The organism is Stutzerimonas nosocomialis (genome assembly GCF_005876855.1).
Taxonomy (GTDB): domain Bacteria; phylum Pseudomonadota; class Gammaproteobacteria; order Pseudomonadales; family Pseudomonadaceae; genus Stutzerimonas; species Stutzerimonas nosocomialis.
Genome location: NZ_QLAE01000037.1, coordinates 35,149 through 48,521, shown reverse-complemented (window position 1 = coordinate 48,521; position 13,373 = coordinate 35,149). Strand labels below are relative to the sequence as shown.

General features: G+C 66.3%; 9 protein-coding genes. 3 read left to right on the top strand and 6 right to left on the bottom strand.

Going from position 1 to position 13,373, the window contains the following annotated elements; genetic code table 11:
- On the top strand, positions 1–306 hold a 306-nt coding region (locus DN824_RS18775; protein ID WP_138409877.1), incomplete at its 5' end, for an OprD family outer membrane porin.
- A gap of 67 nt (positions 307–373) precedes the next feature.
- Here the strand turns inward: DN824_RS18775 and DN824_RS18770 are convergent.
- The 4 genes from DN824_RS18770 to DN824_RS18755 form a co-directional block, all read right to left on the bottom strand.
- Positions 374–1,288: an aldose 1-epimerase gene (locus DN824_RS18770; RefSeq protein WP_138409876.1), complete on the bottom strand. Its 915-nt coding sequence runs from the start codon at positions 1,286–1,288 to the stop codon at positions 374–376.
- Between the two features lie 64 nt (positions 1,289–1,352).
- The gene (locus DN824_RS18765) at positions 1,353–2,204 is read right to left on the bottom strand and encodes a universal stress protein (RefSeq protein WP_138409875.1); all 852 of its coding nucleotides are present in this window, start codon (positions 2,202–2,204) and stop codon (positions 1,353–1,355) included.
- Between the two features lie 13 nt (positions 2,205–2,217).
- Positions 2,218–3,705 (bottom strand): SulP family inorganic anion transporter, encoded by a 1,488-nt coding sequence (locus DN824_RS18760; protein WP_138409874.1) that lies wholly within the window; start codon positions 3,703–3,705, stop codon positions 2,218–2,220.
- A gap of 358 nt (positions 3,706–4,063) precedes the next feature.
- Positions 4,064–8,197, bottom strand: coding sequence for a CheR family methyltransferase (locus DN824_RS18755; RefSeq protein ID WP_138409873.1), 4,134 nt, complete (start codon positions 8,195–8,197; stop codon positions 4,064–4,066).
- Between the two features lie 329 nt (positions 8,198–8,526).
- Between DN824_RS18755 and DN824_RS18750 the strand changes: the two genes are divergently transcribed.
- A complete protein-coding gene (locus DN824_RS18750; RefSeq protein WP_138409872.1) occupies positions 8,527–10,002 on the top strand; it encodes a sensor domain-containing diguanylate cyclase in 1,476 nt (491 codons plus the stop codon).
- A 78-nt stretch (positions 10,003–10,080) separates the two neighbouring features.
- Positions 10,081–11,274: a class C beta-lactamase gene (ampC, locus tag DN824_RS18745; RefSeq protein WP_138409871.1), complete on the top strand. Its 1,194-nt coding sequence runs from the start codon at positions 10,081–10,083 to the stop codon at positions 11,272–11,274.
- Here ampC and DN824_RS18740 read toward each other — a convergent pair.
- Together DN824_RS18740 and DN824_RS18735 are read right to left on the bottom strand one after the other, a co-directional pair.
- A complete protein-coding gene (locus tag DN824_RS18740; protein ID WP_138409870.1) occupies positions 11,249–11,632 on the bottom strand; it encodes a response regulator in 384 nt (127 codons plus the stop codon). The two genes, ampC and DN824_RS18740, sit on opposite strands and share 26 nt — an antisense overlap.
- Entirely contained in the window at positions 11,625–13,103 is a 1,479-nt protein-coding gene (locus DN824_RS18735; RefSeq protein ID WP_241664001.1) for an ATPase domain-containing protein, read from the bottom strand. Before DN824_RS18735 ends, DN824_RS18740 begins: the two co-directional genes overlap by 8 nt.
- Positions 13,104–13,373: the final 270 nt, after the last annotated feature.

The following is a 13,373-nucleotide window of genomic DNA, read 5'->3' as shown; positions in this document are numbered from 1 at the left end:
AGCTCCAGCTTCGACAACGCCAAGGAGCGCTCCTGGCAGGTGCGCCACGACTACAACTTCGCCGCCCTCGGCATCCCCGGCCTGACCCTGATGAACCGCTACATCAGCGGCGACAACGTGCAGACCGCCACCGTCACCGACGGCAAGGAGTGGGGCCGCGAGACCGAGCTGGCCTACACCATCCAGAGCGGAGCGCTCAAGAACCTGAGCATGCGCTGGCGCAACGCGACCATGCGTCGCGACTTCAGCAGCAACGAGTTCGACGAGAACCGCCTGATCTTCAACTACCCGCTGTCGATCCTGTAACGCCGCTCCACCCGTTTGCTCCTGTTACGGCATTTCCTTTTTGGCCCGTCCTCGTGACGGGCTTTTTTTATGCCGTGGCAGACCGGGTGGCGATTCGCAGCGTCCAGTCACGCTGCATCGACTCGCCCGGCGCGAGCCATTGCACGCCGTGCGCGGCGGGGTCCGGTTGATTGAGCGCGTTGTTCAGGTGCGACACCGGCTCCACCGCGAAGAAGCCATTGACGGCCGGCGGCGTGAACACCACCAGGTGATCGAGCCCGGCATCGGCCTCGAGCGCCAGCTCCAGCCCCCGCCGCGGCCAGCGAATCCGCGCCTGGCGGTTCCAGCCGGCGAAACAGTTGTCCAGGCCCGGTTCCTCGAGCGGCCGCGCCACGCTGAAGTCCCAGTCTGGCGGCACCGCGCCGGCCCGTGCGGGCAGCTGGTTCGCGTCGCCATGCCAGACCTGGTCCGCCACGAACTGCAGCATCACTGCGTCGTGCCGTGGGAAGTAGGGATGCCACCCCAGCCCGGCCGGCATCGGCCTCGCATCGAGGTTGTGCAGGCGCAGCTGCAACCGCAGCGCATCGCCGTCCAGGTGCAGGCGATGCTCGAGGCGGAAACCGAAGGGCCAGTCCTGGGCGCCTCCGGCCGTGTCGGCGTGGTGGGTGTAACCCAGCGTCAGGCTATCGGGCCGCTGCTCGAGCACCTGCCACTGGCGCTTCCAGACGACGCCATGAATGGGCAGGTCGTGATCGGGCGAGTTTCGCCTCAGCACGTGGCACTGCCCGTCGGCGCTGAACTGGCCACCACCCATGCGGTTGGAATACGGCGCCAGGACGAAGCAGCCGCTGCGCCGCACGCTGTCGGAACCATCCCAGGGCCGCAGGACGTCGAGGCCGCCGAAACGCAGGGCGGTAATGGCGCCACCGAGCGCCGGGCACAGCGACAGCTGCCAGTCGCCATGTTGCAGATGAAGTTCGGTCAGGGACGAATGTTCAGGCATCGAAGGGCTCCCGTGTCGAGCGCCAGATCATCGCATCTGCCGACCGACGGGTCGCGCTTTTTGCTCAGCGCAACAGCAGCAGCGGCGTACGGCTGGCCCGGATCATCGCGGTGGTGATGCTGCCGACGAAGAACTGGCGGATGCGCGAGTGCCCGTAGGCGCCCATCACCATCAGGTCCACGCCCTTTTCTTCCTGGTAGGCGTGCAGCGTGGGCTCGACTTCGCCCGAACGGATCGCGAGCTCGACCCTGAAACCGACGCAGCGCAGCCCCTCGCCCGCCGCTTCGAGCTGGGCGCGATTTTCCGGGGTATCGGCCTCGACCATCACCAGGTGGACCGGCAGCGAGGCGAACAGCGGGCTCGCCGCGAGCATGGCGACACCCTTGCGCGCGGTGGTGCTGCCATCGAAGGCCAGCATCACGCTGCGCGGCGCCGTGAAGTGCTCGGTGGTGACCAGGATCGGCCGGTGCAGGGTCCGCACCACGCTTTCCAGGTTGCTGCCGATGTGCTGCCCGAACAGGCCGCTGCCCTCGCCCTGCCGGCCGATCACCAGCAGTCGGAAGTCGTCTTCCAGCTCGCTGAGCGTATCGGCGAGATCGCCATGGCGCTGGCGCGTGTCGGCCTGCGGGACGCCCGCCTGGCGGGCACGCTCGCAGGCCGCCTCGAGCAATACCCGCCCGTGCTCGAGGGCCAGCTTGGCGCGCTTTTCATCGAGCGCCGCGAGCTCTTCGAGCAGGTATTCGCGGCTGCCCAGACCCAGGGTGCCGCTCAGGTCTCCCGAGACGGGATAGCGCCGCTGGTCGAGCACATGCAGGAAGGTCAGGGGGGCGCCGAGGGTGCTGCTGGCCCACGCCGCGCAATCGCACACCGCCGCCGCGGAAGGTGAGCCATCGATACAGGCCAGGACGTGGGACATCGCAGGTAGCTCCTCAGTGGCTCATCAGCTTGTCGATCGCGTCGGGCTTGTCCGCCACGCCGAAGCGATCGACCAGAGTGGCGCTCGCCCGGTTCAATCCCAGGACCTCGACCGCAGCGCCTTCGCGCCGCAGCTTGAGCACCACCTTGTCCAGCGCGCCAACGGCGGTGATGTCCCAGAAATGGGCACGACTGAGGTCGATGATCACCTTATCCTGCGCCTCCCTGAAATCGAACGCCGCCGTGAAGCGGTCGGCCGACGCGAAGAACACCTGGCCGACCACACGGTAGGTCCGCGTATCGCTGGCGGCATCCTGCTCGGAGGTCACGTCCAGATAGTGGGCGATCTTGTTGGCGAAGAACATGGCCGCCAGCAGGACCCCGACCAACACACCGTAGGCCAGATTGTGAGTGAAGACCACCACCACGACGGTGGCCACCATGACGATGTTGGTGGAGAGGGGGTACTGCCTGAGGTTGCGCACCGAATCCCAGCTGAAGGTGCCGATCGACACCATGATCATCACCGCCACCAGGGCCGCCATCGGGATCTGGCTGACCCAGTCGCTCAGGAACACCACCATCAGCAGCAGCACCACACCCGCGATGAGGGTCGACAGCCGGGTGCGCCCACCCGACTTCACGTTGATCACCGACTGGCCGATCATCGCGCAGCCGGCCATGCCGCCGAACAGGCCGGAGGCGATATTGGCCACGCCCTGCCCCTTGCACTCGCGGTTCTTGTCGCTGGAGGTGTCGGTCAGGTCGTCGACGATGGTCGCCGTCATCATCGACTCCAGCAGGCCGACCACCGCGAGCGCGGCCGAATACGGCAGCACGATCAGCAGCGTTTCGAGGGTCAGCGGCACCTGCGGCCAGAGGAACACCGGCAGGGTATCGGGCAACTCGCCCATGTCGCCGACGGTGCGGATGTCCAGACCCAGGACCATCGCCACCGCGGTGAGCGTCAGGATGCACACCAGCGGCGAGGGGATGACCCTGCCGAGCTTCGGCACGTAGGGAAACAGGTAGATGATCGCCAGGCCCGCCGCGGTCATCGCATAGACGTGCCAGGTGACGCCCGTCAGCTCCGGCAGCTGCGCCATGAAGATCAGGATCGCCAGGGCGTTGACGAACCCGGTCACCACCGAGCGCGAGACGAAGCGCATCAGCGACCCCAGCCGCAGGTAGCCTGCGCCGATCTGGAAGACCCCGCAGAGCAGCGTGGCCGCCAGCAGGTACTGCAGGCCGTGCTCGCGCACCAGCGTGACCATCAGCAGCGCCATCGCCCCGGTGGCCGCGGAGATCATTCCCGGGCGGCCACCGACGAAGGCGATGACCACGGCGATGCAGAACGAGGCATAGAGCCCGACCCTGGGATCGACCCCGGCGATGATGGAGAAGGCGATCGCCTCGGGAATCAGCGCGAGCGCGACCACCAGCCCGGAGAGCACGTCGCCGCGCAGATTGGAAAACCAGGTTTGTCGAATCGAAGAAAGCATCGGGGTATCCAGAACGAAGGCATCGCCACCCCAGGCGCGGGCGGACGGATGCGAAGGCTGAGCTGAAACAGGCTGCGGGGACGAAATCCATACACGGCAGCAGACGGCCGGCGCGGAGGCAGCGGTATTCGCGCGGCGAGGCGGGGGCGTGGCGCTATGGCGGACTGGGCTGCCAGGTGATGAACATGCGAGGGGTCATGCGTGGGTCGTCTCGATCGTGAGCGCTGGCGATTCTAGCCGATCGACCCGGGGGTCGCGACCCGCTCGGGCCGCCGGGCGACGACCGTGCGGCATCGGCGACGTCGGCCTGGCCGCCCGGTTGCGCGTCCGCGGCCGACGCACAACGCCAGGGCGGCCGCTAGACGGCAATGCTGCGGATGACCTGGATCAGGGTGTCCAGGTCCACCGGCTTGCGCAGGTGGGTGCCATAACCCGCCGCCTTGGCCTTTTCGACATCCTGCAGGGTGCCGTAGCCGCTCAGGGCGATGCTGGGGGTCGCGGCGTTGGTTCCACCCTGGCGAATCGCGCGCATCAGCTGGTGGCCGTCCAGGCGCGGCATGCCGATGTCCGAGAGGATCAGGTCGAAACGGGTCCCTTCGGCCAGGGCCAGGGCCTCTTCCCCACCCGGCGCGGTGGTGACCTCGGCGCCCTCGCTTTCGAGCAGCATCTGCAGGGTCTCGAGAATGTCTTTCGAGTCGTCCACCAGGAGGATGCTCAGCCCGCTCAGCTCACCCGGGCGCTGCGAACCCTGGGCCGCGTCGAGCTCGATTTCGGTCTGCAAGTGGATCGGCAGCCAGAGGCTGAAGCGAGCGCCGCGGCCGATGCCTTCGGAATAGGCCTCGATCTGTCCGCCATGGGCTTCGACCAGCTGCTTGACCAGCGCCAGGCCGATCCCCAGGCCATGCCTGGCGCGCTGGGCGTGCTGCATTTCGGCCTGTCCGAACATGTCGAACACCTTGGGCAGGAAGTCCTCGGTCATGCCCTGCCCGCTGTCGACCACGTCCAGTCGTGCCATGTCCCCTTCGCGGTCCAGCGTGAGCCGGATCAGCCCGCCCGAGGGGGTGAATTTCCAGGCGTTGTTCAGCAGGTTCCAGACGATCTGCTCGAGCCGGGTGGGATCGCCCTTGACGTACAGCGGCTGGTCGAATCGGATGACGTCGAAGGCCAGCCCCTCGCCATCGGCCAACGGCTGGAACACCGTCTCGATGCGCGACAGCAGCGCCTGCAGGTGCACGGTATCCATGCTCAGTCGCAGCTTGCCGGTGCGGATGCGCGAGACGTCCATCAGGTCGTCGATGATCTGCGACTGGCTGCGTACCGCGCTCTGGATCGCCTGCACCGCCTTGGTCAGCGAGGGCGCGCCACGTACCAGCGGCGAGCGCGCGATCAGGTCGCTGTTGAGTTGCACCAGGTTGAGCGGGTGCTTGAGCTCGTGGGAAAGCACGGCGAAGAACTGATCCTTCTGCAGGCTCGACGCCTGCACCGTCTCCAGCTCGCTCTGCTGCTGCGCCGAGCGCTGGCGCTGTTCGGTCACGTCGCGGGCGATCTTGGCGAAGCCGACCGGACTGGTATCGATCAGCGGATTGACCAGCCCGGTGCAGAACACCCGCGAGCCGTCCTTGCGGCGGTGCCAGCGCTCGTCGGAGGTCTGCCCGTCGAACAGCGCGTCCTGGCGCTCCTGCTCGGGTCGTCCTTGCTCGATGTCTTCCGGGGTGAAGATGATGTCGATGGACTGGCCGACCGCTTCCTGTTCCGTGTAGCCGAAGATCGCCTCGGCACCGGTGTTCCAGGTGGTGATCACCCCGGCGCAATCCTGGGTGATGATCGCGTATCCCCGGGTGCTCTGGGCCAGCAGCTTCATGTGCGCTTCGCCGGCGCGCATGCGCTCTTCGGCCTTGCGCCGCGCGGTGATGTCGAGAAAGGCGAGCACCGCGCCCTGGATACGGTCGTCCATCGTGCGGTAAGGCAGCAGCCGCGCCAGGTACCAGCGGCCGTCGTGGCTGGCCACCTCGCGCTCGACCAGGTGCAGCGCCTCGAAGGCCTCCGACGCGTCGCGGGTGAGCTGCGGATAGTCGAGCCGGTGGGTGATGTCGAGCAGCGAGCGCCCGGTGTCGTTGCCGATCACGTTGAAGATGTCGCGGGCCCGCGGGGTGAACCACTTGATGCGCATCTCCCGGTCGACGAACACGGTGGCGATGTCGGTGGAGGTGATCAGGTTCTGCAGGTCGTCGTTGATCTTGCTGGTTTCGTCGACCTTGGCCTTGAGCTCGGCATTCACCGTGATCAGTTCTTCGTTGATCGACTGCAGCTCTTCCTTGCTCGTCTCGAGCTCCTCGGTGGCCGAACGCAGCTCCTCGTTGATCGCCTGCAATTCCTCGTTGGAGGCCCGCAGCTCCTCGGTGGAGGTCTCCGAGTGCTCCACCGTGATCTGCAACTGTTCCTTGGTGCGCTGCAGTTCGTTCTCCAGCTGGGTCAGGACGCTGTCCTTGGCCGCGCCGTGGACGCGCTCATCGCCGCCCCCCATGACGTCCTCGACCTCGTCGAAGAGCACCAGCATGAAATCGTTGCCGGCCTCGTCATCGCGGAAGGGTCGCACCACCATGTTCACGTAGTAGGTCCGGTCGTCCCGTTCCAGCCGCACGCGCCTGGCCTCGACGCTCTTGCCGGTGTGTACGGCCTGGTAAAGCGCGGTGCGCAACTCCAGCCGCAACTCGGGCAGCACCAGCGCCGGCAGATTGAGCGACGGCTCACCGCCGATGTAGCGCAGGAAACGCCCCGCGCGGTCGGACATGTGCACGATTTCCGATTCGTGGTTGACCACGACGCTCGGCGGCGCGTACTGCTCCAGCACGCGCTGGTGCACGTCGGCGAAGGAGAAACGCTTGCGCCGATTGCGCGGCTCCTTGACCAGGGGCGACGGCATGCTGCTGGGCATCCCCTGCAGGGTGGTGATCGGCGAACGTCGCAGGCTCGAGGCCACGTCGAGGGCACGGTAGATGCGGTTCTTCTTGTCCACCGGGGCGAAGAGATGGGAACAGGCATCGGCCGTCTCGGAGCTGCCCAGGAACAGGTAGCCGCCCGGATTCAGGGCGAAATGGAAGATGCGCAACACTTCGCTCTGGATGTCGCGGTCGAGGTAGATCAGCAGGTTGCGGCAGGCGATCAGGTCGAGCCGGGAGAACGGCGGGTCGCGCAACAGGTTATGCCGGGCGAACAGCACCTTCTCGCGCAACTCCTTCTTCAGCCGGCAGTGGTTGCCCTCCTTGACGAAGAACTGGCGCATCCTCGCGGGTGGCACATCGGTCATGATCGCCTCGGGATAGAGGCTCGAGCGGGCGGTTTCCAGGGCGCGCTCGTCGATATCGGTGGCGAATACGTGCAGCGCGGCGTCGCTGTTCTTCAGGTACGCCTGCTCGCTGAGCAGCATCGCCAGCGAATAGGCCTCCTCCCCGGTGGAGCAGGCGGCGGACCAGATACGCAGCTCGCGCTCATCGGGGTCCCGGTTCGCGACGCGATCGAACAGCTCGGGTATGACGTCGCGCTCCAGCGCTTCGAAGGCGTCCCGGTCGCGAAAGAAGTTGGTCACCCCGATCAGCATGTCGTCGAGCAATGCCGGGGTTTCCTCGACGTTCTTGTGCAGGAACGCGGCGTACGACGGCATGTCGCGGACGGCGTTGACCTGCATGCGACGTTCGATCCGACGCAGCACGGTGGCCTGCTTGTAATGGCGGAAATCATGGCCGGTCCGGGTACGCAGCACGGTGAGAATGTCGCGCAGGGCGAGATCGACGGTTTTCGCCAGCGGACGCTCGCCGACCTGCTCCTCCGCGATTTCCGCCTCGGGCGCGAGCAGGGACGGCACTTTCAACTGCTTGATGTTGGTGGAAAGCTCGATCAGCCGCTGTGGCATGTCCACCACCGGCAGCACGATATCCACCTTGCCGGTCTCGATGGCGCTGCGCGGCATGGAATCGTACTCGGCATCGGCCGGCGACTGGGCCATGGTGATGCCGCCCTGCTCCTTGATACGCGCCAGCCCGACCGAACCGTCGGAGCCGGTGCCGGACAACACCAGGCCGATGGCATGGGAGTGGTGCACGTCGGCCAGCGTACGGAAGAACAGGTCGATCGCCACGTGCGCGCCGCGCTCGCGGGTCGGCTCCACCAGGCGCAGGTAGCCGTCGTTCATCAGCAGGTCGCTGGACGGCGGGATCACGTAGACATGGTTGGCCTCGATGGGCACCGCCTTGGTCACCTGGATCACCGGCATCCGGGTGACCGTCTGCAGGATGCGGTCGGCGCTGCTCTCGTGCTTGGGCGAGAGGTGCATGATGACGACGAAGGCCATGCCGCACTCGGCGGGCAGGTGCTCGAACAGAGACATCAGCACCTTGAGCCCGCCGGCGGAAGCCCCTATGCCGACCACCGGGAACTTCAGATCGCTGCGCACGGCGGCCGGGTTCAGGTTGGGGAGCTCTACGGAGTCGCTCATGGGTTCCTCAGGGACAGGTGGTCTTCGCATCGGCGATGACGATTGGCGGACAATACAGCAGTCCGCGAGGCGGCATGCGCTCCGGCCGAAAAAGGGTCCGGCAAAACCGGCGATGATAAGTGCGAGCCGACCGTTCGTCGGAAACAAAAACCCGCGATGGCCCTTTGCCGACGTAAAGCCGCTCGCCGTTGTCGATACCCCAGGCCTTTATCCGGGCGTGCGCAAGAAGCGATTCGACGAGCCTTCGGCCCTTCGTTCGCACGCCCCCAGGTCCACCTCCCGCGAGCACCTTTGGCACGCGGAGACGACACGAGCAGACTTCCTGACCTATGCCGCTATCGACGCCGGGCCGCCTGTCCCGCACCTTGTTCCTGACTTTGTTGCTGCTGCTTTGCACCGGGTTCGTCATCACCTCGCTGCTGAGCTACCACACGTCGCGCACGACCATCCGCAATACCATCGTCAACACCGAACTGCCGCTGACCTCCGACACGGTCTATTCGGAGATCCAGAAGGACCTGGTACGGCCGATCCTGCTCTCTTCGATGATGGCCCGCGACACCTTCGTGCGCGACTGGGTCCTGGGCGGTGAGCGCAACAGCGAGCAGATGACCCGCTACCTGGCGGAAATCAAGGAGCAGTACGGCGCCTATACCGCCTTTTTCGTGTCCGAGAACAGCCGCACCTACTACCAGGCCCAGGGCGTGCTCAAACAGGTCGATGAAGCCGAACCGCGTGACGCGTGGTATTTCCGCATGCGCGCAACGAGCGTCCCTTACGAGATCAACGCCGACGCCGACCTGGCCAACCAGGACAACATGACCTTCTTCATCAACTACCGGGTGCTGGACTACCAGGGTCGCTTCATCGGCGTGACCGGCGTCGGCCTGAGCGTCGACGCCGGGGTGACGATCATCGACGACTACCAGCGCCGCTATGCGCGCTCGATCTATTTCGTCGACCACGACGGCATCGTCACCCTGACCGGCAACAGCACCTCGCCGTACGCGCCGCGCACCGGGCAGTCGCTGGCCGAACTGCCGGGGCTGTCGGAACTGCTGGATCAGCTCTCGCCCGGCGAAAGCACGACCTTCGAATACGAGCGCGACGGCAAATCGCACTTCGTCAACGTGCGTTACCTGCCGGAGCTGGAGTGGTACCTGTTCGTCGACAAGCAGCAGGACGACATGTTCGACGACATCCGCCACGCCCTGCTGGCGAACCTCGTCGTCTGCCTGCTGGTGATCGCCCTGGTGATGCTCCTGGTGGGCAAGGTGCTGCAGCGTTACCAGGCGCGCATCACCTCCCTGGCCTCCACCGACCTGCTGACCGAGCTGCCCAATCGGCGCGGCTTCGAGCTGCTCGCCGGGCAGGCGCTGCAGGAAGCGCGGCGTGACCAGAGCCCGCTGATCACCCTGCTGATCGACCTGGACCACTTCAAGCAGCTCAACGACACCTACGGCCACCTGGCGGGGGACGAGGTGCTGCGCCGCTTCGCCGCCGACCTGCGCGGCCACCTGCGCCAGTCCGACATCCTCTGTCGCTGGGGCGGCGAGGAGTTCATCGTGCTGTTCAAGAACACCGACGCCGCCACCGGCCAGGGGCTGGGGGAACGGATTCGCGCCTTCGCCGAATCGCGTCACTATGCCTTCGGCGAGCAGGACATCACCCTCACCGTGAGTCTGGGCATGACCCAGTTGCACGCCAACGATTCGCTGGACAGCCTGATCGGGCGGGCCGATCGCGCGCTGTACCGGGCCAAGCAATCGGGCCGCAATCGCCTGTGCATCGAGAACGACGTCTAGCCGGGTGACGGCCGTCCGCGCATTCGTCGCGCCGGCGCGGCATCATGGCCGGCTCATGACAGACGAGGAACGACCCGCATGCCCCCGCTTGCCCGACTTTGCCTTCGCGCGCTGCTGGTCTGCGCAGCGCCGATCGGCGCTGCGCTGGCCGATGAGCCGCCCCTGACCCTCGAGATCGAGCAGCAGGCCCGCGCCGCCATGGCGCAGCACGGTATCGACGGCCTGGCGATCGCCCTCACGATCGATGGCCGGCAGCAGTATCACCCGTACGGCGTCGCCTCGCGGGACACGGGCCAGCCAGTCACGCCGGACACGCTGTTCGAAGTCGGCTCGGTGAGCAAGGTCTTCACCGCCACGCTGGCCGCCCTGGCCCAGGCCCAGGGGCGCCTGTCGCTCGACGACAAGGTCACCACCCACCTGCCCGGGTTGCGCGGCAGTGCCTTCGACGACATCAGCCTGCTGGAACTGGCGACCCATACCAATGGCGGACTGCCGTTGCAGCTGCCCGACGAAATCGACAGCGAAGAAGCCCTCACGGCGTACTTCAAGGCATGGCAGCCGGCCCACGCGCCCGGCAGCCAGCGCACCTACGGCAACCCCGGCATGGGCCTGCTCGGCAGGGCCGCCGCGGCGAGCCTGGGCGATCCCTACGCCCGCGCGCTGGAGCAGCGCCTGCTGCCGGCACTGGGCCTGTCCGACACCTATCTCGCGGTTCCGGCCGCCGCGCAGCCCCGCTACGCCCAGGGCTACAACCGGGACGACGCGCCGGTCAGGCTCAACCCCGGCCTGCTGGGCGACGAAGCCTATGGCGTGAAGTCCACCAGCCGCGACCTGCTACGGTTGGTCGAAGCCAACCTGGGCATCGCCGATGTCGGACAGGACCTGCGACGCGCGATCGCCAGCACCCACACCGGCTATTTCACCGTGGGGCCGATGACCCAGGACCTGGTCTGGGAACACTACCCCTACCCGGTCGCGCTGCAATCGCTGCTCGAGGGCAACGCCAGCACCATGGTCTACCAGAGCCACCCGGTCAGACGTCTCGATCCGCCTCAGCCGCCTCGGGAAGAGGTCTGGCTCAACAAGACCGGCTCGACCAACGGCTTCGGCGCCTATGTGGCGCTGGTGCCCTCGGAACGGATCGGGCTGGTGATCCTGGCCAACAGGAACTTCCCGATCGAGGCGCGGATACGCCTGGCGCACCGCATCATCGAGGCGGCGCTCCAGGCGCCACGACCCGAGGCGGCTAGCTTGGCTCGAGCAGCTCGTTGACGGCTTCGAGAATCGCGTCGAGGTTCGCGCCCTTGGCCAGGAAGCGATCGGCCAGGCTCTGCCTGACCAGATCCGGCGGCAGCGCCGCGCTCATCAGCAGGATGGGAATCGCGTCATAGGCGGCATCGGCACGAATCGAGCGAATCATCTCGGCGCCGTTCATCTCCGGCATCATGTAGTCGGTGATGATCAGCTCCGGGGGCTGCTGGGCCAGCAGCTTGAGGCCCTCACGACCGTTCGTGGCGACGATGACTTCGAAGCCTTCGTCCTCGAGCAGGAAGGTCATCAGCTTGGCAAGTCCCGGCTCATCCTCGACCAGCAGGATCAGCGGCGGACTCGCGATCCCTGAGTCACGCATCGTCAGCCCTCTCCCTGGGCTGACGATGCGGCCGCCCGATCAGAATGCCTTCGGTTCGCCTCATCGGCTCGCCGATCCGGACGCCGTCGGCGCCCACCGAGAACTCGAATACCCTCGGCTCGAAACCGCTTTCCCGCATCTTGATGATCGACAGGGTGCGGTACAGCGTCGATTCCAGCTCCGCGTAGCGCAGCAGCATGATGTTCTCGGCGATCGAAGAGATGGCCGAGTAACGAAAGCCGGGTTTGCTGTCGATCATGTCGTGCAGCTCGGCGGTCAGGAAGGTGGTCACGCCTTCGGCACGCAGCACGCTGGTCAGCGCCGTGAGGAATCGACCGAGGCGCGTGGTGTGCACCGCCGACTGTTCGAGCCCGTCGATGCCGTCGAAGAACAGCCGGCGCACGCCCTTGCGACGCACCGCCTCGAGCAGCCGCTCGGCCAGCTCGTCGATGATCTGCTCGGTCGACGGGTAATTGATGACTTCCACCGCGCCCGCGTCGATCAGCGCCGCCAGGTCCAGCCCCATCCCGGCGGCCCGGCGCGTGAGCCGCCGCGTTTCCTCGTGGAAGCTGAAGATCAGCCCCGGCTCCTGGACCGTGCTCTGGCAGACGAAGCTCAGGCCCAGGCTGGTCTTGCCCACGCCGGTGGGGCCGACCAACAGGGTCGTGGAGGAATAGGGCACACCACCTTCGATCATCTCATCCAGGCGCCGGACGCCGGTGGCCAGGCGCAGGTCCGACATCTCCGGTGCCAGCGCATCGCCCGCCACCGCCTCCAGCCGCGGAAAGACCCGGAAACCGTCGCTGCCGATGCGGGTCATGTGGCGCCCGAGCACGAAGCCGCTGCCGCGGAACTTGCGCACCCGCAGGTAGCGGTAGGTGCGCGATTCCTCTTCGGCGCTGAGCAGCTCGATCCAGCCGTCGACCATGGTGAACTCGGGGCTGCCGGACAGCCGCTGGCTGTTGGTCAGCAGCAGCACGGTGCAGCCGGCCACATCGGCGAACACCGACACGTCATTGACGAACTCGCGGAAGGTCCGCTCCGACTCGCCGTTCTCTTCGAGGGCGAACAGCCCGTCGATGATGATCAGCGAGGCACGCTGGCGTTTGCTGTTGCGGGCGAGGAATCGCAGGATGCCTTCCAGGCCGTCCTTGCGCAGGGTATCGAAGGCGCTTTCGTAGTAGACGTTGTCGCCCACCTGGCTGCTGTCCATGAAGTCCATCTTGCGCAGATGGCGCAGCAGGCGGTGATGGGTTTCGGCGAGCAGGGTCACGTACAGCGAGCGTTGGCCGCGTTTGGCCCAGTTGAAGCAGATCTGGTTGGCGAGGATGGTCTTCCCTTCGCCCGGACCGCCCTGGACGATGTACACCGCGCGCGTCAGCAGGCCGCCATTGAGTACCTGATCCAGACCGGGCACCCCCGTTGGGACGTGTTGCAGGTCCAGTTCCTCGTCTCGCTCGATCTCTGTCACAGGGTTGTCCGTAGTTCGGTTGCAGTGTCGGCGGAGTCTAACAACCTCGGCCCGTCTCGTCCTCCCGCCACCCGAAGCGGTCATGACGGCCCCGGATGCGCCTCAGGCCGGGCGATCGGTGCCGATCGGCAGCGCAATGGGGAGAGCACTGGCCGGCCATATCACAGCATTTAATCGAGTAGTGAGTCTCATTTATCGGGAAAAATTTTATCGCCCGCCCATGGATCGCTTCTCCAGGCGGCTTATCATCGCCGGCGCATTTCTCCTTAC